Annotated in this window: 8 protein-coding genes; 1 reads left to right on the top strand and 7 read right to left on the bottom strand. The window is 63.3% G+C overall.

Annotated features, from left to right (window positions below; all coding sequences use genetic code 11):
- The 6 genes from ACQRAX_RS02120 to ACQRAX_RS02095 form a co-directional block, all read right to left on the bottom strand.
- On the bottom strand, positions 1–5321 hold a 5321-nt coding region (locus tag ACQRAX_RS02120; protein ID WP_427867722.1), incomplete at its 3' end, for an amino acid adenylation domain-containing protein.
- Positions 5321–13207: an amino acid adenylation domain-containing protein gene (locus ACQRAX_RS02115; RefSeq protein ID WP_412037409.1), complete on the bottom strand. Its 7887-nt coding sequence runs from the start codon at positions 13205–13207 to the stop codon at positions 5321–5323. The genes ACQRAX_RS02115 and ACQRAX_RS02120, both read right to left, overlap by 1 nt.
- A gap of 110 nt (positions 13208–13317) precedes the next feature.
- On the bottom strand, positions 13318–14967 hold the full coding sequence (locus ACQRAX_RS02110) for a cyclic peptide export ABC transporter (RefSeq protein ID WP_412037410.1): 1650 nt from the start codon (positions 14965–14967) through the stop codon (positions 13318–13320).
- A 142-nt stretch (positions 14968–15109) separates the two neighbouring features.
- Positions 15110–16024, bottom strand: coding sequence for a formylglycine-generating enzyme family protein (locus ACQRAX_RS02105; RefSeq protein ID WP_412037411.1), 915 nt, complete (start codon positions 16022–16024; stop codon positions 15110–15112).
- 35 nt (positions 16025–16059) lie between these two features.
- Positions 16060–17343 (bottom strand): aminotransferase class V-fold PLP-dependent enzyme, encoded by a 1284-nt coding sequence (locus ACQRAX_RS02100; RefSeq protein WP_412037412.1) that lies wholly within the window; start codon positions 17341–17343, stop codon positions 16060–16062.
- 9 nt (positions 17344–17352) lie between these two features.
- Complete coding sequence (locus tag ACQRAX_RS02095; protein WP_412037413.1) at positions 17353–18702, bottom strand: dipeptidase; 1350 nt, start codon at positions 18700–18702, stop codon at positions 17353–17355.
- A gap of 212 nt (positions 18703–18914) precedes the next feature.
- Between ACQRAX_RS02095 and ACQRAX_RS02090 the strand changes: the two genes are divergently transcribed.
- On the top strand, positions 18915–20252 hold the full coding sequence (locus ACQRAX_RS02090; RefSeq protein WP_412037414.1) for a lysine N(6)-hydroxylase/L-ornithine N(5)-oxygenase family protein: 1338 nt from the start codon (positions 18915–18917) through the stop codon (positions 20250–20252).
- 70 nt (positions 20253–20322) lie between these two features.
- Here ACQRAX_RS02090 and pvdM read toward each other — a convergent pair whose 3' ends face one another.
- The gene (gene pvdM / locus ACQRAX_RS02085; protein WP_412037415.1) at positions 20323–21678 is read right to left on the bottom strand and encodes a pyoverdine-tailoring dipeptidase-like protein PvdM; all 1356 of its coding nucleotides are present in this window, start codon (positions 21676–21678) and stop codon (positions 20323–20325) included.
- Between the last annotated feature and the right edge of the window lie 100 nt (positions 21679–21778).

The following is a 21778-nucleotide window of genomic DNA, read 5'->3' as shown; positions in this document are numbered from 1 at the left end:
CCGGTCATCAGCGGCCAGAAGAACTCCCAGACCGAGACGTCGAAGCTGAACGGGGTTTTCTGCAACACCGTGTCGCCTGCGCCGAGGCCGTAGGCTTGCTGCATCCAGCACAAGCGGTTGGTCAGGGCTTTATGACGGTTACCGGCGCCCTTGGGCTTGCCGGTGGAACCGGAGGTGTAGATCACGTAAGCCAGGTGTTCGGGGTCGAGGGTGATTGCCGGGGCGTGCACCGGGAAGCCTTCAAGCGCCAAACGATCCAGGGCCAGCACCGGCAATTCGGCCGGACATGGTAGGCGCAGCTGCGATTGGGCCAGGAGCAAGGCAATGCAGCTGTCCTCGATCATGTAGGCCAGACGCTCTTCAGGGTATTCCGAGTCCAGCGGCACATAAGCGCCACCCGCCTTGAGAATCGCCAGCAGGCCGATGACCATTTCCAGACTGCGCTCGACGGCGATACCGACCAGCACCTCGGGGCCGACGCCCAAGGCGATCAGTTGGTGAGCCAGTTGGTTGGCGCGCTGATCCAGTTCGCGGTAGCTCAGTTGCTGCTCGCCCATGCACAGGGCTGGGGCATCGGGGGTGGCGCGCACTTGCTGTTCGATCAGCTGGTGTACCGGGGTATCCAGTGGGTAGGCGGTGCTGGTGGCGTTCCACTGCGCAACGATCTGCTGCTGTTCGTCGCCATCGAGCAACGGCAGACCGGCAATCGTGGCCTGCGGATCGGCGACGATGCCTCGCAGCAGGTTCAGCCAATGCCGCGCCATGCGCTCGATGCTGCTGTGCTCGAACAGGTCGCTGGCGTAGACCAATGCTGCGGACAGCCCTTGGCCGGAGTCCTGGGTTTCCAGGGTCAGGTCCAGCTGTGCCGTGGCGGCATCCCACTCCAGCGCTTCGACTGTAAGTCCCGGCAGTGTCAGTGATTCAGCCTGGCGCGTGGCGCTCTGGTGGTTGTGCATGGCCTGGAACAGCGGGTTGTGGCTGAGGCTGCGTTCCGGTTGCAGTGCCTCGACCAGTTGCTCGAACGGCAGCTCCTGATGCTGTTGGGCACCCAACGCCGCTTCCTTGGCTTGCTGCAACAGTTCAAGGAAGGTGTGTTGTGTGCTGAAGTCCGCTTTGAGCACCTGGGTATTGACGAAAAAGCCAACCAGACGCTCGGTCTCCAGGCGGTCGCGGTTGGCGATCGGCACGCCGACGCGGATGTCAGCCTGGCCACTATAGCGGTGCAGCAAGGTCTGGAACGAGGCCAGGAGCAACATGAACAGGGTGACATCCTGCGCCTGGGCTAGCTGGCGCAGTTGTGCGACCAGGCCGTCATCGAGCTGCAGGTCGACCCGCCCGCCACGTGCGCTCAGGGTCGCCGGGCGCGGGTGGTCGGCAGGCAGTTCGAGCACGCCTTGGGCCCCGGCCAGCTGCGTTGTCCAGTAGCCCAGCTGGCGCTCCAGCTCGCCAGCAGCCATCCACTGTCGCTGCCATACCGTGTAGTCGGCGTACTGGATCGCCAAGGGCGGAAAATCGACCCGCAAGCCTTGGCTGCAAGCGCGATAGTGCTGCACCAGCTCCTCGACCATGACCTGCATCGACCAAGCATCGGAAACGATATGGTGCTGCACCAGCAGCAACACATGCTCATCGTCGCTGACCTGCAGTAAGTTGACCCGCAGCAGCGGCCCCTCACGCAGGTCGAACGGGCGTTGCACCTGGGCCTGCACGTACTCGCGGATTCGCAGCTCTCGGTCGGCGCCCGGCGCCAGTGACGCCACCACCAGGTTGAGTCGCTCAGGTTCGGCGATGTGTTGCAGAGCTCGTCCATTCTCCTCGATGAAGCGGGTGCGCAGGCTTTCATGGCGGGCCAGCACCTGATTGAACGCTGTTTGCAGTGCGTTGAGATCTAGCTTGCCGCGCAGTTTCAGCGCCGCCGGAATATGGTAGGCCGCGCTTTCTGGCTGTAGTTGCCAGAGGAACCACTGGCGCTCCTGGGCGTAGGACAACGGCAATGGCTGGTTTCGGTCGACGCGGCTCAATATGGGTTGTTCGTTGACCACGGTCTGTCCCAGCGCCAGGCACAAGGCTTCAAGGGAGTTGTGCTCGAACAGGGTGCGCAGGGCGACATCGATACCCAGTTGCTGGCGGATGCGCGAGCGGACCTGGGTGGCCAGCAGCGAATGGCCACCGAGTTCGAAAAAGTTGTCAGCCAGGCCCACGCGTTCGACGTGCAGCACATCTTGCCAGATCGCCGCCACCTGCTGTTCCAGTACGCTGCGGGGTGCCAGGTAGTCGCTCTGCGCCAGGCTCGCATCGGGTGCGGGCAGGGCTTTGCGGTCGAGCTTGCCGTTGCTGGTCAATGGCAGACTGTCGAGCAGCAGCAGGTGAGCCGGGACCATGTAGTCGGGTAGCGCCGCCTTGAGCCGGGCCTTGAGGTGGGCGATTTCAGGACGCTCACCGTCGGGCACCACATAGGCCACCAGGTGTGGGCCGGTGACACTGTTTTGCGCCAGCACCACGGCATCGCGAATGCCCTCCAGGGCTTGCAGACGGGCCTCGATCTCACCCAGTTCGATACGGAAACCGCGGATTTTCACCTGGTGGTCGATGCGACCGATGTACTCGATCACCCCATCGGCGCTGAAGCGTGCCAGGTCGCCAGTGCGATAGAGGCGGCTACCGTCGTTGTCGAACGGGTTGGGAATGAAGCGGGTGGCACTGAGGGCGGCGCGGTTGAGGTAACCACGGGCCAGGCCTGCACGACCAACATAGAGTTCGCCGATGCAATTGTGCGGGACTGGGTTGAGCTGAGCGTCGAGCAGGTACCAGGACAGGTCCGGGATCGGCACGCCGATGGGGCTGATGTTGGCCTGTTCGAGGTCGGCCAGTGACAGCGGTCGATAGGTGACGTGCACCGTGGTTTCGGTGATGCCGTACATATTGACCAGGCGCGGTGCTTGGTCACCGAAGCGCTGGAACCAGGGCGCCAGGCTGCCGACGTCCAGCGCTTCACCGCCGAACACCACGAAACGCAGGCGGTTGTCACGCTGCAGGTTTTGCGGTGCGCAGGCTACGTGCATGAGCTGGCGGAACGCCGACGGGGTCTGGTTGAGGACGCTGACGCCCTCGTTACACAGCAGGCGATAAAAGTCGTCGGGCGAGCGCGTGGTGTCCTGCGGCACGATCAACAGGCGGCCACCCTTGAGCAGGGCTCCGAAGATCTCCCACACCGAAAAGTCGAACGCATAGGAATGGAACAGACTCCAGACGTCGTTGTGATCGACGCCGAACCAGTCCTGGGTGGCGTCGAACAGGCGCAGCACATTGCGGTGCGGCAACAGCGTGCCTTTGGGCCTGCCGGTAGAGCCGGAGGTGTAGATCACGTAGGCCAGGTTGTCAGGATACACGGCGACGTGGGGGTTGCTTTCGGGCAAGTGCGCAGCGCCAATGTCGAGGCTCAAAGTCGTCAGCCCCGGCGGCAGTGACAGGCGCTCAAGCACTGCGGGCTGGCCGAGGAGCAGGGCGATGCCGCTGTCTTCGATCATGTAGGCCAAGCGATCGTCGGGGTACTGTGGGTCGAGCGGCACATAAGCACCGCCGGCCTTGAGGATGGCGAGGATGCCGACAAGCATGTCGAACGAGCGCTCGCAGGCCAGCCCCACCAAGCGGTCGGGGCCAACGCCCTGAGCGATCAACAGGTGAGCCAGGCGGTTGGCGCGGCGGTTGAGCTGGTCATAGCTCAGTTGCTGATCGTCAAAGGTCAGGGCGATGGCCTCGGGGCGTAGCGCCGCCTGTTGCTCGATCAACTGGTGCAGGCAATGCTCGACCGCAACGCTGCGCGGCGCCGGGTTCCACTGGGCGAAGATGGCCTGCTGCTGCGCATCGCTGAGGATGTTTAATTCTCCCAGACGCTGGAGCGGATCGCGGGCGATAGCGCGCAGCAGGTTCAGCCAGTGACCGGCAAGCAGGCGTGCATCCTGCTCATCGAACAGGTCCGTGGCATAGATGAACGAGGCGGATAGGCCTTGTGCTGATTCGTAGGTGTTGAGCGCCAGGTCGAACTGCGCGGTCTGGTTGGCCCACTCAATAGCTTCGACCGCCAGGCCCTGTACTTGGCCTGCTGCTGCGTCGCCACCTTCGGGTGCGGCGCTGAGGTGGTTGTAGACCACCTGGAATAAGGGGTTGTGGCTCATGCTGCGTTCAGGCTGCAGGGCATCGACCAATTGCTCGAACGGCAGGTCCTGATGGGCCTGGGCGCCGAGCGCGCGTTGCTTGACCTGCTGCAGGAGCGCGCTGAAGGACAGTTCGTCATCCAGTTGTGCGCGCAGCACCTGGGTGTTGACGAAAAAGCCGATCAGCCCTTCGGTTTCCACCCGGTTGCGGTTGGCAATGGGCACGCCAACGCGGATATCGTCCTGGCCGCTGCAACGGTGCAGCAGGGCCTGGAACGAGGCCAGCATGAGCATGAACAGAGTCACACCTTCTTGCTTGGCCAAGGCTTTGAGCGCCTGGCCGAGGTTGTCGTCCAGTTCGACCTTGTACAATGCACCACGATCACTGCGCTGCGGCGGGCGTGGGCGGCTGGCGGGCAGTTGCAGCACCGGGTGCTCGTCGCCGAGCTGTTCGGTCCAGTAGGCCAGCTGTTCCTCGCGCCCACCGGCCTCCATCCAGTGACGTTGCCACAGTGCATAGTCGGCGTACTGGATCGGCAGCGCGGGCAGCGTCCCAGGCTGGCCGTAACCGGCGACCAGCTCGCGGACCATCACCTGCATCGACCAGGCGTCGGAAACGATGTGGTGTTGCACCAGCAGCAAGACATGCTCGTCGGTGCCCAGGTGCAACAGCTGGACCCGCAGCAGGGGGCCGTTGTGCAGGTCGAACGGGCGCGCAATCTGTTCGGCGATGTAACGATGCAGCCGCTCATTCTCATCCGCTTTGGCGCCGGGCAGGGCCCGTTGCTCAATGACGATGCGGCCCTCGGGATCGATCACTTGCAGGCGCTGGTCATCTTTTTCGATGAAACGCGTGCGCAGGCTCTCGTGGCGCGCCACCAAGGCATCAAAGCTGGCCTGCAGGGCCTGGACATCCAGGACGCCGCGCAAGCGCAGGGCGGTGGGCAGGTTGTAGGCACTGCTGCTCGGATCCAGGCCCCAGAGGAACCACTGGCGCTCCTGGGCAAACGACAGCGGAACATGCTCAAAGGCGTCGCGGGTCGTCGGGATCGGCAGACGGGCGATGTTCACGCCCTTGCTGACCATCTGTTGATAAAGCGTTTTGCGCTGGGCTGTTGGCAACTTGATGAAGCGTTCGATCAAGTCGGACAGGGCTTTGCTTTGCATCATTGAGTCTCCAGCACATCGAGCAGATCGAACAGATCGGTCAATTCGGTTTCAGTGGTTGGCGCGACTGGGGCCGGCAAGCGCCGGGCAAAGTCTTCCAGGCTTGCGCTTTCGAACAGCGCCGCCAGCGGCGCCTCGATGGCCAGTTCCAGGTGGATGCGCGAGGTGACCTGGGTGGCCAGCAGCGAGTTGCCACCCAAGGCGAAGAAGTTGTCGTCCAGGCCAACCTGCTCAGCCTTGAGCACGGTCTGCCAGATTCGCGCCACGGCCTGTTGCAGTTCACTTTCCGGTGCACGGAACACCTGCTCGGGGCCGAGGGTTTCCAGGCGTGCCAGGGCCTTGCGGTCGAGCTTGCCGTTGGCATTGCGCGGCATCTGCTCCAGCACCTGGTAAAGGCTGGGGTTCATGTACACCGGCAGGCGGCGCTTGAGGAAGCTGCGCAGGGCATCCAGCCCGCCGTTGTCGGCGCGCGCCTCGGCTTCCAGGGTGAGGAACGCCACCAGTTGCTTGCCCAGGGCATGCTCGACCGCCAGCACTGCGGCTTCGCGAACCCCTGGGAACTGGCTGATCTGGGCCTCGATCTCGCCCAGTTCAATGCGAAAACCGTTGACTTTGACCTGCTGGTCGACCCGGCCCAGGTATTCCAGGGCGCCATCGTCCTTGCGCCGCCGCGCCAGGTCGCCAGTCTTGTACAGGCGCTCACCCGGCTGCAGGGCGAAGGGGTTGGGCACGAATACACTGACGGTCTTGCCGGGGTCCGCGCAGTAGCCGCGGCCGACCCCGACACCGGCGATACAGATTTCACCCACGGCGCCGTCGGGCACCGGGCACAGGTAGTCATCGAGCAGGTACAGGCGATTGTTGTCGGTGGGGTAGCCGATAGGAATGTAGGTGCGCGCGGCCGAAGCCGGGTCGATCTGATAGAACGCCACGTCGTCAGAGCATTCGGCCGGGCCGTAGGCATTGATCAGCGGGATGTGCGGGTAGCGTTGCAGCCAGGCGGCGGCGGTCTCGGCGGGCAGCGCTTCACCGGTGGGCAGTAGCCAGCGCAGGGCCGCCAGCTCGCTGTGCTGCTCTTCGAGCAGGGCCTGGATCAGCGCCGGAACGATCTCCACCACCGTGACCCGTTGCTGCTCGATCTCCGCCAGCAGGCGTGCCGGATGTTTGGAAACCTCGTCGGGAATGATGCGCACCTGGGCGCCACACAGCAGCGCGGTCAGGAACTGCCAGACCGAGATGTCGAATGACTGCGAGGCGGTCTGGGCGATGATATCGGTGCTGTCCAGGCTCAGATACGGCACCTTGCTCAACTGGTTGTTGAGCATGCCTGCCTGTTCGACCATCACCCCTTTGGGCAGGCCGGTGGAACCCGAGGTGAAGATCACGTAGGCGAGGCTATTCGGGGCGCTGTAGATGCCCGGACGGGCGTCGCTGTAGTCGCCGCCGAGCAGCACTTCCCAGACCAGTAGTTGCACCGGCTGCGCCAACCCTGCCAGTAATGCCCGCGCACGTTGTTCGTAGCGGGCGCTGCAAATCAGCACCGGGGTGCGGCTGGCGGCGAGGATGTTGGCAATGCGTTCATCAGGATGGCTCGGGTCCAGTGGCAGGTAGCCGGCGCCGGCCTTGAAGGCGCCGACGATGCTTGCCAGCAGCGCCAGGCCACGGTCGGCAAGCAGGGCCACCGGTTGGTCCTGAGTGACTCCATGGGCGAGCAAGGCATGGCCAACGCGGTTGGCCTGGCGGTCCAGTTCGGCATAATTCCACGCGCGCTCCTGGCAACTGACGACGCGCTGTTGGCCGTGCTGATCGACCTGTGCCTCGAACAATTCAATGAACGAGCGGTCCAGGGCGTGGGCCACCTCGGTCTGGTTGTGCTGCAGGATCCACTCGCGCTGCTCACCACGCTCCAGTTGCGCCACCTGCTCCAGGGGTGCCTGCAACTGGCCGGGCAGGGCAATCAGGAACTGCTGGAACTGCGCCAGCAAGGCGTCCATGGTCGCCCGATCGAAGTAGCGCGTGTCATACGACAGGTGCAGGCCGAGTTGCTCGCCGGGGTACACCACGACGGTAATCGGGTAGTTGGTGTGGGTGCGCGACGACTCGGAGATCACTCCCATGTCCTGAGCATCGACGCCGACCGAAGCGGCCATCGGTGCATTCTCGAAGACGAACAGGCTGTCGAACAGCTGCTGGCCCTTTTGCAGCTCACTGCAGGCCTGGATGTTGACCAGGGGTAGGTAGTCGTATTCACGCAGCGAGACGTTGGTCTCGAGGATGCCGTGCAGCCAGTCCAGGGTACTGCTGCGCAGGTCCGGTGACGGCAGCTTGATCCGCAGTGGCACGCTGTTGATGAACAGGCCGACGGTGTCCTGCATTTCGGGATTATGTGCCGGACGCCCGGACACGGTCACGCCAAAGACAATGTCGCGTGAGCGGCTGTGATGGTGCAGGGTCAGCGCCCAGGCAGCCTGGACGAAGGTATTGACGGTCAGCCGCTGCTGGTTGGCCGCCTCCAGCAGGTGCGCGCTCTGCTCACTGCTTAGCCAGGTGTAGTTGTCATCGATTACCGAGTGCGCTGCAGCACTGACCTGTGGGCGGTCAGTGGGCAACGGCGTGGCTTGTTCCAGGCCTTCGAGCTGGGCTTGCCAGAACTGTTGCGCGGCCTGTGGGTCCTGCGCTTGCAGCCACTCGATAAAGTTGCGAAAGCGATAAGGCGTACCCAACTGGCTGGGACGGTCTTCACGTGCGGCATGGTAGATCTCGAAAAAGTCGGCCATCAACAGTGAACGACACCAGGCATCGATGAGGATGTGGTGGTTGCTCATGACGAAGCGATGGCTGTGGTCGGCCAGCTTGATCAACTTGAAGCGGATCGGTGGCGCCTTGGCCAGGTCGAAACCGGCTTCACGCTCTTCGCGCAGCAATTCAAGGATGCGTGGTTCGGCCTGTTCCAGGCTCAGGTCGCTAAGGTCGAGCAACTCGACCTGAACCTTGCTGTCACGGTGAATCACCTGCAGCAGTTCGCCGCCGGTGTTCCACAGGAACGAGGCGCGGATCGCCTCGTAACGCTGCACCACCTGTTGCCAGGCGGCATCGAACAGCGGGTAGTCGATGGCTTCGCGAATGGTGTAGCACTCTTGCATGAAGTAGATGCCTGAGTGCTTCTCCAGCAGGGTATGCACCAGCAGGCCTTCCTGCATCGGCGACAGGGGGAAGATGTCATCGATATTGCGCGCCGGGATCGGCAGGGCGTCGAGCTGCTGTTGGTTGAGCGTGGCCAAGGGGAAGTCCGAAGGCGTCAGACCCAGATGCGTGCCGCTGCTGCAGTGCTCGATCAGTTGCTCCAGCTCCTCGCGGCAGTGCTGTGCCAGTTGCTCGATCTGGGCGAGGGTGAACATCTGCTGGCTGAAGTTCCAGGCCATGTTCAGGCGGTTGTCGTAGACCTGGCTATTGACTGTCAGCCAGTTGCCCAACGGGCTGTCGGCGCTCTTCTCTTCGCCGACCGGTTCGCCACTTGGGCTGAACAACGCATCGCTGTCGCTATTGAAGCTGCCGTCGAACTGCCCCAGGTAGTTGAAGGTGATGCGCGGTTGAGCCAGCGCCGCAAGTTGCTCGCGCACGGCACTGTCACCCAGGTAGCGCAGCGCGCCATAGCCGATACCCTTGTTGGGCACCGCACGCAGTTGTTCCTTGATGGTTTTGATCGAGTTGCTCAGCTCTGCCTGGGGCGACAACCGCACCGGGTAAAGGCTGGTAAACCAGCCGACGCTGCGGGTCAGGTCGATGTCATCGAACAGTTCTTCCCGGCCGTGGCTTTCCAGCTGTACCAGCACCTCGGCCAGGCCGCTCCAACGCTGCACGGCACGGGCCAGGGCGGTCAGCAGCAGATCGTTGATCTGTGTGCGGTAGGCCGCGGGCGCGCTCTGCAACAGCTGGCGGGTGTGGGCCTGGCTCAATTGCACCGCGACGCTGCCGGCATGGCGGCCAAGCAGGCTGCCCTGGGCATTGGCGCCCGGCAGGTCGCCGACAGCGCCCTGCAGTTGCGTCTGCCAGTAGGGCAACTCGGCTTGGAGCACCGTGCTGCGGGCGTGCTCGCGCAGGCGCTCACTCCAGGATTTGAAGGCACTGGTTTTGGCCATCAGCTTGGCGGGTTGCCCGGCTTCAAGCTGCTGGTAGACCTGCTGCAGGTCTTCGAAGAGGATCCGCCAGGACACACCATCGACCACCAGGTGGTGGATCACCAGCAACAGGCGCTGGCTGCCGTCGGCGAGGGTCATCAGCACCGCGCGCAGCAACCGGCCATGGTCCAGGTCAAGGCTGCGTTGGGCTTCGTTGCTGACGGCCTGCAGTGCCTGGGCGTCAGCCACGATGCGTTGCCACAGCAGTTCGCCGTTGTCGGCCACCGCACCATGGATGGCGTGCCAGCCGCTATCGTCCTGGCGAAAGCGCAGACGCAACGCATCGTGGTGTTCGACCAGCATGGCCAGGGCTTGGCGCAGGGTGTCCGGCTGCAGGGTGGTGGCGGGCTTGAGCATCACCGACTGGTTCCACTGCTGGCGGCGATCGATGTCGCTGGCAAAGAAGGCCTGCTGGATTGGCAGCAGGGGCGCTTCGCCGTGCACTGGGCCCTGGTCTATCTTTACGCTGCTTTCGCCCCATTGAGCGACCTGGGCCAGGCCGCGGATGGTCTGGTGTTTGAACAGGTCCTTGGGGGTGAAGCGGATGCCGGCCTGACGGGCGCGGCTGACCACCTGGATGGACAGGATCGAATCACCGCCAAGCTCGAAAAAGTTGTCATTGACGCCAATCGGATCGAGCTTGAGCACGTCCTGCCAGATAGCCGTGATCTGCTGCTCCAAAGCATCGCCAGGTGCCTGATAAGCGCGTTGCCCCTGGCTGCTATCGAGGGCGGGCAGGGCGCGGCGATCGAGCTTGCCGTTGGCGGTCAGCGGTAAGCTGTCGAGAAACAGGTAATGAGCCGGAACCATGTACTCCGGCAGGCTCTGCAGCAGGGCGTCGCGCAGGCCGGCGGCAGCCTCTTCGGCCAGCGGTTGGGCGCAGGCCAGGTACGCGACCAGTTGTGCGCCGTTGGCGGTCGGTTGTGCCAGTACCACCGCTTCGGTGACACCTGACTGTTGCAGCAAGCGGGCTTCAATCTCGCCCAGTTCGATGCGCAGGCCGCGGATCTTGACCTGATGGTCGATGCGGCTCAGGTAATCCAGGCTGCCATCGGCACGGCGGCGCACGAGGTCGCCGCTGCGGTACAGGCGCTCGCCGTTACTGGCGAATGGATCGGGTACGAAACGTTCGGCGGTCAGGCCTGGACGCTGGTGGTAACCGCGGGCCAGGCCAGCACCGGCGATGCACAGTTCGCCGGCAGTACCTTGCGGGCAAGGTTGCAACTGAGCATCGAACACGTACACGCGGACGTTGTCGATTGGCAGGCCGATCGAGGCAATGGCGCTGTCGACCGGGCCGTCAATGGTGTGGTGGCAGCTGTCGATGGTCGCTTCAGTGGGGCCGTAAAGGTTGACTATGCGCCCACGCCATAGCGCCTGTAGTTGGCTGACCAGCGCAGCTCCCAGGGCTTCGCCACCGAGCAGCACCAGGCGCAGGTTGGCCAGTTGTTCGGCGTTGGCCTGGGTCAGAAGTGCCTGCAGCAGTGACGGCGCCATCTGCAGCACGGTGATGCGCTCGGCCACGATCTCTTGCCACAGCAGCGACAGATCCTGGCTCAGGGCCGGGCTGGCCAGCTGCAACTGAGCGCCGCTTTGCAGTGGCAGCCAGAACTCCCAGACCGAGGCGTCGAAGCTGATGGCGGTCTTCTGCAGCACCCGGTCCTCGGCCTGCAGTTGCAGAGCCTGCTGCATCCAGGCCATGTGGTTGGCCAGCGCCCCGTGGCGAACCTGGACACCTTTGGGTTGGCCGGTGGAACCGGACGTGTAGATCATGTAGGCCAGGTGCTCAGGGTCGACCGTCACCTGTGGCGCTATGTCGGGATAGCCCAGCAGTTCAACGCCCGTGTCACTCAGCTGCAGTGCCTGGATACCCGCCGGCAACGGCATGCTGTGCTGGTGCTCAGCTTGCTGCAAGAGCAACGTGATGCCGCTGTCCTGCATCATGTAGGTCAGGCGTTCACGCGGGTAGTTCGGGTCAAGCGGCAGGTAGGCGCCTCCGGCCTTGAGGATAGCCAGCAAGCCGACCACCAGCTCGACGCTGCGCTCCAGGGCAACACCGACGAATACCTCGGGCCCCACCCCCAGTTCGATGAGTCGATGGGCGAGGCGATTGGCCCGGCTTTCGAGTGCGGCGTAGCTGAGTGATTGCCCGGCGCATGCCACGGCCAGGCGCTCCGGCGTACGGGTAGCTTGCGCGGCGACTTGCAGGTGCACCGCGGGCAGGTTCGCCCGCGACACGGCGCTTTGATTGCCCGCAGTCAACAGTGCCAGTTGCTCATCGCGGTCGAACAGGGTCAGTTCGCCCAGGGCGCATTGCGGCCGTTCAAGCAGGTCAGCCAGCAGGTTCTGCCAGTGACGGGCCAGGCGTTCAATGCTGGCGGCATCGAACAAGGTGCTGTCGTATTCGAAGCTGGCCTGGAGGCTGCGCGGGCTGTAGGCGATGTCCAGCGACAGGTCGAATTTGGCTTCCTGCTGACCCAGCGCGAGAAAGTCCAACGCCAGGTCCACAAAACGCAGTGGGCCTTGCTCAGCGGCGTTGACACGCCAGTTGAACAGGGTCTGGAACAGTGGGTTGGCCTGGCTGCTGCGCTGCAGCTGCAAGTCTTCGAGGATCAGTTCCACGGGGTAGTCGGCATGCTCCAGGGCAGCCAGCGACTGCTCGCGTAGTGCCTGCAAAAAGCTCAATACCGGTTGGCTGCCATCAAGCCGGGCACGGTAGATCTGGCTGCTGACGAAGTAGCCCACCAGGTCCTGGGTTTGGACCTGGTTGCGGCTGGCATTGGGCACGCCGACGGTGAAATCGCGCTGCCCGGCGTGTCGGCCGAGCAGCAGTTGCCAGGCCCCGAGCATGACCACGAACGGGGTCAGGCCATGCGCCTGGCAGAAGCCATTGAGGCGGCTTAGCAGCGGCGCTGAAAGGCTCGTGGTGAAGGTGCCGGCGAGCGCCACGCGCTCTTCGGCGCGGGGGTGGTCCAATGGCAAGTCGAGCGGGACGATTTCATCGCCCAGGTACTCGCGCCAGTAGCGGGCAGCCTTGGCGTGCAGAGGCGTCGCCGGGTAGTCATGACGCTGCCAGCGGGCATAGTCGGCATACTGGATGGCCGGGCGCGGCAGGGCCTGGCTGCTGCCTTGCACGGCGCTGCGGTATGCGCAGGCCAGGTCGTGCATGAGAATCGGGTTGGACCAGGCGTCCGAGACAATGTGATGCATGTTCAACAGCAGCACGTGGCGGTCCGGTGCCAGACGGATCAGACTGGCGCGAATCAGCGGTGCACAGCTCAGGTCGAACGGTTTTGCCGCCTCAGCCTGCAGGTGCTGCTGCAACTGGGTGTCGCGTTCCTCTGTGCTTAGCGCCGACAGGTCCTGGTGGTGCAGCTGCAGGCGTGCCTGTGGCTCGAGCACTTGCATCGGCAGGCCGTCGATTTCCTCGAAGCGTGTTCTGAGGATGTCATGGCGCTGGATCACCTGGTGCAGCGCCGCTTGCAGGGCATCGACCGCCAGTTTGCCCTCCAGCGACAAGGCGCGAGGCAGGTTATAGGCAGAACTCTGCGGCGCGAACTGTTGCACAAACCACAAACGTTGCTGGGCGAACGACAGCGGTTGCGGCTGCTGGTCGGTGGTGGCTGCGATGGCGTCCGGGGTACCTGCCTCGTCGGCCATGAGCAAGGCCAGCAGGTCGTCTTCGGGAAGGGAGTGCTCTGGGTTCATCATCGATCTCGTCGCCGTCGGCAGAGGAATTGTGCGTTCTCAGAAGACGAAGGACGACGAGTCGGATTTACACGTGAAGCGGCGAACGACGGGCGTTCGCCGCGAGGGGGTCAGGCGAAGCTGGGCTCGCTGACGACCTTGCCGGCCTGCATGCGTACCAGGTGGTCGGCGATGTCGAAATAGCGATCGTCGTGGGAGATGACGATGATGGTCTTGCCCAGGCGTTTGAGGTCCGGCAGCAGTTCGGTGTAGAACACGCGGCGGAAGGCTGGGTCCTGATCGGCCGCCCATTCATCGAACACCAATACCGGGCGTTCATCCAGCCAGGCACTGACCAGGGCCAGGCGCTTGCGCTGACCGGTGGACAGGTCGGTGGTGGTGAAGGCGCCGTCACGTATGCTGACCTTGTGCGCAATCTCCAGGCGCTCCAGGTATTGCCCAGCATCGGCGGGCAAGCTGCGGCCGTCTTTGATCAAATCCTCAAAGAGGAAATAGTCAGCGAAAATCGTGGTGAAATGCTGACGGTAGTCGTCCAGCCTTTGCGCATCGACCGCCTTGCCGTTGAGCAGAATCTGGCCCTGGTGCGGCGTGTAGAGGCCCAGCAGCAGTTTGATCAGGGTGGTTTTGCCGCAGCCGTTTTCACCGACGATAAACAGAATCTCGCCGGGGGCGATACTCAGATTGACTGGCCCGAGGGTGAACGGATCGCTGCCGGGCACCGCCGGAAAACGGTACTGCACGTTGCGCAGCTCCAGGCGTTCGAGTACCGGCGCCGGGCCTGGCTCGGCGCTGAGTAGCAAGTGCGGCTCAGGCGAGGAGAAGCGCTCGGCAAGATCAGCGATACGGCGAAAGGCGATCTGGGCGCGGCTGATGATCGGCAACGTACCTATCAGGCTTTCCAGCGGACCTTTCATGTACAGCAGCACCAGCACGAAGCCGCTGATCACCGCCGGATCGTTGCTGGGCCACAGTGATTGCAGCGCCAGAACCAGACCAATGACCACGAAGAACAACATCGTGCCCAAGCTCTTGGCGATCACGAAGATGTTGATCGAACGCACATGGGTGTCGCGGATGTGGTCGGCAGTGCCCTCGATGTTGTGCTTGAGCATGGCCTGTCGGCGCGGGCGGTGAATGCGCAGTTCCTTGGCGCCCTCGGCAATGGCCTGGTAGTGCTTCTGCAGATCGTCCTCGGCTTCACGCGCAGCGTTGAAGCCGCGGCGGCCCTTGCTCTGGGCAACGTACTGAATGGCCGAGCCGATGCCGATGGCGATCAGGGTCAGGGCGAAGATGGGCAACGACAGGCTGGCCAGATAGCCCAGGCAGCCAACCACCACGGTCAGGGAAATGGCCAGGGGAGCAAAGGAGAAGGCGAAATCGCTAATGGTGTCGACGTCGTGGGTCAGCACCGGAATCAGGCGATGACTGCGATAGCGTTCAATCTGCTCAATGGGAGCCGACAGCACCTTGGCGCCCAGGTCTTTGCGCAGCTTGGCGATCACATGCTGGCCGACGTAGTTGGTGCCGATGTCGGCGGCGATGCTGCTGAGCAAGGCCACCACGCACAGGCCAATGAAAGCCAGGACGATGCCGTTGCTCATGCCGTCGTCGTTGTGCAAGCCCTGGTTGACCGTGGCGAGCAGGGCCGTGACGGCCAGGCCGCCGATGATGCCCAGGACGATGGAAAAAAACACCACCAGACGATACGGCTTGAGCAGGCTCAAGAGTTCGCGGGTGGCGCTACGCGATGCTGCGGTCATGAAACTACCTCGTTCGCAACGGGCTGGGAGCCTAGGGCGGGGAGGGCTGGGCCGCAGAGCGGGCGCCAGCCGTGTGTTGAAAGACGAGCCAGGTAGGGGGGGATTTAACCCCGTCGGCTGCTTGTCGGCCCGTGGCCAGGGCTCAGAGTTCGCGCACTACGCGAAAGCCGATCCAGTCACCGCGAGTTTCCGGGCGGCGGTAATTGCGGTTGCCGGAGCGGGAGAAAATCGGTGCCTCGGTCCAGTCGTTGCCGCGGATCATGCGCACCACACAGTCGCCTTGGGTCCAGGCACTGCCATCACCGGGCGCACCGATGTAGTTGTCGTTCTGGCAGTCGGCGGTCCACTCGTAGACATTGCCGTGGGCGTCGTAGATGCCAAAGGCGTTAGGCGCGTAGCTGCCTGCCGGGGCAAGGTAGCTGAAGCCGTCTTCCGGGCCATAGGTGTTGGCATGCTTGGCGATGCTGTAGGCCTTGCCTTCATCGCGGGGGAAGGGCTGCGGGCCTGTGCTGCCGCCGCGGGCGGCATATTCGCGCTCGGCCTCGCTGAGCAGGCGGTAGTGTTTGCCGGTCTTTTTCGACAGCCAGGTGGCATAGGCCTGGGCTTCGTGGAAGTCCAGGCACACTGCTGGGTAGCGATTCTTGTCGCCGCGCTTGTACTCGTCGCTGAGCGCGTAGCGCGGTACGCCGGCCAGGCATTCACGACCTGGGCGCTCGTCGCCATTGGGCATCGCGTAGCCGCTGTCCTTGAGGTAGGCATTCCACTCACCGCTGAGCACCTGAAAGCGGCTCATGGCCAAGGGTTTGGCGAAGGTTACCTCGTGCATCGGGCCTTCATCAGCCTCGCGGCCCTGTTCGTCTTCGGGGGTGCCCATGGTGAAGGTGCCGGTTGGCAGCACTACCAGCTCCGGGCAGTCTTTGCAGTCCTTGAACACTTCGCCTGGCTTGGGCGTCGCGCTGGCCTGGGCCAGGCCGGGTACCAGGCTGGCAAACAGGGCGCCGAGGGCTAAAGCTGCAATGCTCTTGGCGGTCGAGGTGCGGGAAGTCGGTGAATTCATCGGTCTCTCGGTTTCACATAAGGGAAAGGGGCGCGCTACACAACCTTGGCCAGGATGGCCATGAAACGCTTGATCTCGGCTTCGTTGTTGAGCAACCCTGGGGCGGTGCGCACCACCGGCCCGACGTCACGGTTGACGGCATCAGCGACGACACGTTGCTTCATCAGTTCGGCGGCCACCTTGTCGCTGTCTTTGCCCTTGACGCGGAAGAAGCTGAAGCCTGAGGACAAGGCCGGGTTGGTCGGTGTTACCAGCTCGATTTGCGCCATGGCCTGCAGGCGTTGGCGCAGTTCGGCGTTGAGTTGGTGGATGCGTGCCTGAACCTCACCCTTGCCCAGTTGCAGGTGCAGTTCAAAGGCTTTGTCCAGGGCCCAGCGGTGCTCGAAGGCGTGGTAACCGCCAGGGCTCATGCTGGTGGCGAAGTCGCTGTCCTGGGAGAAGGTCGGAATCAGCGGGGTGACGTCCTTGAGCTGTTCCGAACGTGAGCAGACGATGCCGGTGCCGCGTGGCCCGAACAGCCACTTGTGCGTGCCGGCGATGAAGAAATCGCAGAGCATGGCCGGGAAGTCGAGGTCTTCCACGCCAAAGCCATGCACACCGTCAATCACATAGAGGATGCGGTCCTTGTCGTCACGGTTGCGGTTGTGCTCGGCGACCAGCTGACCGATCTCGCCGATGGGCAGTTTGACGCCACTGCCCGAGTGCACCCAGGTCATGCCCAGCACGCGCGTGTTAGCGCGGATGTTGGCGGCGATATTGCCCAGCACCTCGTCACTGGATACCTGCTGGGGCGCTTTGAACAACTCGATGCGCCGCACCTGGGTGCCCTCGCGCTCGGCGCGAAAATTCAGCACATGATGGGTCGAGTAGTGCTCATGACGGGTGGTGAGGATTTCCTGGCCAGGGCGCACGTGAATGCCGCCATAGATCATTGCCAGGCCTTCGGTGGTGCTGCCGGTGAGGGCGATCTGCGCAGGCTTGGCGTTCAGGTACTTTGCGGCCCAGTGCCGCACTTGGGCTTCGCGGGTCCAGGTTTCCTCCAGGTCCCAGTCCATGGCCAGGCCGGGGTTGCGGTCGAGGTTGGCACGATGCAGGGCAATTGCCTCGCGCACCGGTTTCGGATGCGAGGTGACCAGGAAGTTGGCGAAGTGAATGTAGCTGGGGTCCTGGTCGAACAGCTGGCGAAACTGCGCCCACTTGTCGCCGCTGGGCGTCGCTGCCGGCAGGCTGGCCAGGGCATTGGGTGCCAGGGTGGTGGCCAGTGGCAGGGTAGCGGCGAACAGCCCGGCCTGTTTGAGAAATGTTCTACGATCGGTCATGGCTAGGCTTCATCGCGCGCTGAGTGTTTTTGAGGATTGCTGGACCTGTGCCCAGGCCCTGAGAAAGTTGGCGCCCCAGAGCTTGCTGATATCGGCTTCGGAGTAACCGCGGGCGAGCAGTTCGGCGGTGACGTTGCGGACCTGGCTGACATCCTCGAAGCCCTTGATGCCGCCGCCGTCGTTGAAATCGGAGCTGATGCCGACGTGATCGATACCGATGGTCTTGACCGTATGATCGATGGCGTTGCCGAAGTCCTTGAGGGTGGCCTTGGGTTCGTCGGCAAGGATCGCGTACAGCGCTTTGGCGTAGTCGCCAAAACGTTGTTCGGGCCAGCTGGCAATCACTGGGTCCCCGGGCATCAGCGCCCAGGCCTGGTTGGGCAGCGCGGGCAGGTCGAAACGTTGGCGCAGCTGTTCGAGCCGCGCGCGGGTCGCCTGGCTGATCGGGCGCAGGTAGTCGCCGTAGGTGGGGATCATGACCACGCCACCGCTGTCGCGGATCAGGCGCATTTCATCGTCGCTAAGGTTGCGCGCAATATCCACCAGTGCCCGCGGGCCGGAGTGTGAGGCCACCAATGGCGCGCGACTGAGGGCGCTGACCTGGCGCAGGGCCTGGCTGGACATCTGCGAGACATCAATGATCACACCCAGGTCATTGAGGCGGCGGACCGCCTGCTGACCGAGTGGTGAAAGGCCGCCGAGGGCGTCGGCGCGGTCCTGAAAGAACGGCATTGGCCGTGAGGAATCAGCCCAGGCGTTATTGCCCACGTAGTTGAAACCGAACATGCGCAAGCCGCGTGCAGCCCACAGGTCGAGCTGGTCGATATCAGTGCCCAGCGGGTAGGCGTTGAGCATGCTGATGAAAATCGCGAACTTGCCTTCGCCTTGCAGCCTGCGTACATCGGCAGGGCTGTAGGCGATGGCGGCACGCTCGGGGAAGTCGCGGGCGATGTTGCTGATGATGCGGTAGCTGGCTTCCTGCTGGGCGCGTGCTTGCGCAACGAATTCGGCCGTAGGGCGGTGGGGGGCGCCTTCGCCTTGCCAGATCGGCGGCCAGCCGAACACTGTCAGCGCCGCAGCGGACAGGCCGCCACGCTGCAGTTTGGGCAAGTCGAACTGGCCGAGGCTGTCGCCATCCACCGGGTTGTCTGCGTTGCCCAGGGTTAGCGGCACGCTGACATGGCCATCGAAAGACAGCAGGCGTTGCTGCAAGTCATTGGCGTGGCGGATGACCGCGAAACTGTAGCCGGGGTTGTCCCGGTAGCCCTGGTCCCAGGTCCACCAGCTGGCGCCTGCGCCAAGCGCGAGGAGCACCGGCAGGCCGAAGCGCAGGGTGTGCTGCCAACGTGGTCGTGTCATGGCCTTCTCTTGGTTCGCTGCTGTCTGGGGTGGACGAGCGCGGCAGCGAAAAATTTACCGCCTGAGCGGCGGGAGCGACCGCTGAGCAACGCTGGTTAAATTTCCCTCGGTTGTTCTCGTTCCTAGTCAACAGACGACCTGCCGCCTCCAATGACCGACAGGGTTACTTTGTTTCACCCCGACCATCGGGGCTTATCTAGAGGACACTGGATATGACTCAGGCAATTGAATCGGCCGTGGTTCACGACCTGATCGGCATCGGCTTTGGCCCCTCGAACCTGGCGCTGGCCATCGCCCTGGAAGAGCGCGGGCAACTGCAGGGTCCGCTCGACACGTTGTTTCTCGACAAGCAGGCGGACTACCGCTGGCACGGCAACACCCTGGTCAGCCAGAGCGAGCTGCAGATCTCCTTCCTCAAGGACCTGGTAACGCTGCGTAACCCGACCAGCCCCTATTCGTTCGTCAACTACCTCAAGCAGCATGGCCGCCTGGTCGACTTCATCAACCTCGGCACTTTCTATCCCTGCCGGATGGAGTTCAATGACTACCTGCGCTGGGTGGCCTCGCATTTCGAAGCGCATAGCCGCTATGGCGAAGAGGTGTTGCGGGTGGAGCCGGTGCTGAACAATCAGCAGGTCGAGGCGCTGCGCGTGGTGTCCCGTGATGTTCAGGGTGTGGAAGCCACCCGTCTGACGCGCTCGGTGGTCCTCAGCCCGGGCGGCACGCCGCGCATTCCGCCGGTGTTCGAAGCACTCAAGGGTGATGCCCGGGTGTTCCATCACTCGCAGTACCTGGCGCGCATGGCCAAGCAGCCATGTGTCGACAGCAAACCCATGCGCATCGCCATAGTCGGCGGCGGGCAGAGTGCGGCCGAGGCGTTTATCGACCTCAATGACAGCTATCCGTCGGTGCAGGTCGACCTGATCATCCGCGGTTCGGCGCTCAAGCCGGCTGACGATAGCCCGTTCGTCAACGAGGTGTTTTCGCCCGAGTTCACCGACCTGGTGTTCCAGCAGCCGGCCAGCGAGCGCGAGCGCTTGATCAACGAGTACCACAACACCAATTATTCGGTGGTTGACCTAGACCTGATCGAGCGAATTTACGCGATTTTTTACCGCCAGAAAGTCTCGGGCGTGGCCCGTCACAGCTTCCATACCCTGACCACGCTGGAGCAGGCGCGCAGCACCGAGCAGGGCGTGGAACTGCTGATGCGTAACAATGCCAACGGTGAAACCCAGGTGCAGCGCTATGACGCCGTGGTGCTGGCGACCGGTTACGAGCGCCAGTTGCATCGCCAGTTGCTGGCGCCGCTGGAAGCGTATCTGCAGGGCTACGAAGTCGACCGCAGTTATCGTTTGCTGACCAATGATCGCTGCAAGGCCAGCCTATACATGCAGGGTTTCAGCCAGGCCAGCCACGGATTGAGTGATACCTTGCTGTCGGTCCTGCCGGTGCGTGCCGACGAAATTGCTGCGTCACTGTACGAGCAGGACAGGCTGCGCGGACACAGCCGTGCTGCTCAGGTTTCGCTGCTGGCCACCGCCAGTTAAAGGCATAACTTAGGCCAATAAAAAACGCCGCCCGGGCGTACCTGGGCGGCGTTTTTTGTTGCTGCAGTATTCAGCGCGTCAGGCCGGCAACCGGCTCGGCAGCTTTTTGCACCTGCTCCCAGACCCGCAGGAAGTTACCTGCCCAGAGCTTGCTGATATCAGCCTCGGAATAGCCACGGCTGAGCAATTCTGCGGTGACGTTACCGATCTCGCTGACATCCTTGAAGCCGTCCAGGCCACCGCCATCGTTGAAGTCCGAACTGATGCCGACATGATCGATGCCGACCTTTTTCACCGTGTAGTCGATGGCGTCGACCAGGTCTTTGACGCTGGCTTTGGGTTCCTCTTCGAGGATGCCGTAGAGGCTGCCGGCATACTCGCCAAAGCGCGCCTCTGGCCAGATGGCGATCACCGCATCGCCGGGCATCAGGGCATTGGCCAGGCCTTGCAGCGGTTGCAGGTCAAAGCGAGTGCGCAGGGCTTCGAGCTTGTCCAGAGTCGGCTTTGTCAGGGGCTTGAGGTACTGGCTGAAGCCGACCACCTGAATCACTCCACCGCTGTTTTTGATCAGTTGCATTTCCTTGTCGCTGAGGTTGCGTGGAATATCCACCAATGCGCGTGGCGCCGAATGCGAGGCGACGATGGGGGCATGGCTCAGGCGCGCGACATCTTCCAGGGCCAGGGTCGACATCTGCGAAACGTCGATGATTACCCCCAGATGGTTCAAGCGCTTGACCGCCTGTTCGCCCAGTGGTGACAGGCCACCGAGGGCATCGGCAGTGTCATTGAAAAACGGCAGCGGCCGTGAGGAGTCGGCCCAGTCGTTGTTACCGGTGTAGCTGAAGCCGAACATGCGCATGCCGCGCTTGGCCCACAAGTCCAGTTGTGACAGGTCGTGGCCTAGCGGGTAGGCGTTGAGCATGCTGATGAACACAGCGAATTTGCCTTCACCGTTAAGGCGGCGAAAGTCTTCGGGGGTATAGGCAATGCCGACCTGGTTGGGGAAATCGCGAACCATCGTGCTGATGATCTGGTAGCGCACCTCCTGCTGGTGCCGGGCTTCGTCAACAAAGCCTGGCGTGGGGCGGTGTGGGGCATTGGGGCCGTTCCACAACTCAGGCCAGCCGAAGATCGTCAGTGCCGCGCCCGACAGTCGGCCTTGCCCGGCCTTTACCAGGTCGAACTGACCGCTGCCATTCTTGTCGGCTTCCTGGCCGGCGCTGCCAAAGCTCAGGGGCACGGTGATATGGCTGTCGAACGAGAGCATATGCTCATGCAGGGCGTTGGCCTGGTCGACGATTTTGGCAGGGTAGTCCGGCTCTTTGTGGAGGTACAGATAGCCAGCCGCGGCGCCCACGGCCAGCGCCAGGGCAAGCGGCAGGCCGATATACAGGGCTTTGCGGGAACGGGTCTTGGTCTGGGTCATTGCCATCTCGACACTGGGCTGATCGGAACGGTTTGCCCGGCGCAGCGGCGTGCTGTGGGCAAAGCTTGGGTATCAGGAGGACGAATGGCGTGGGGCTAAA

Origin of the sequence: Pseudomonas sp. UM16 (genome assembly GCF_050312595.1) — a bacterium.
Lineage (GTDB): Bacteria > Pseudomonadota > Gammaproteobacteria > Pseudomonadales > Pseudomonadaceae > Aquipseudomonas.
The sequence above is the reverse complement of the archived record's forward strand: the minus strand, read 5'-3'. Positions and strand labels throughout refer to the sequence as shown.

Coding starts and splice junctions, on each gene's coding strand:
- ACQRAX_RS02115 (WP_412037409.1), bottom strand. CDS start 13,207: ATGAACCCAGAGCACTCCCTTCCCGAAGACGACCTGCTGGCCTTGCTC.
- ACQRAX_RS02110 (WP_412037410.1), bottom strand. CDS start 14,967: ATGACCGCAGCATCGCGTAGCGCCACCCGCGAACTCTTGAGCCTGCTC.
- ACQRAX_RS02105 (WP_412037411.1), bottom strand. CDS start 16,024: ATGAATTCACCGACTTCCCGCACCTCGACCGCCAAGAGCATTGCAGCT.
- ACQRAX_RS02100 (WP_412037412.1), bottom strand. CDS start 17,343: ATGACCGATCGTAGAACATTTCTCAAACAGGCCGGGCTGTTCGCCGCT.
- ACQRAX_RS02095 (WP_412037413.1), bottom strand. CDS start 18,702: ATGACACGACCACGTTGGCAGCACACCCTGCGCTTCGGCCTGCCGGTG.
- ACQRAX_RS02090 (WP_412037414.1), top strand. CDS start 18,915: ATGACTCAGGCAATTGAATCGGCCGTGGTTCACGACCTGATCGGCATC.
- pvdM (WP_412037415.1), bottom strand. CDS start 21,678: ATGACCCAGACCAAGACCCGTTCCCGCAAAGCCCTGTATATCGGCCTG.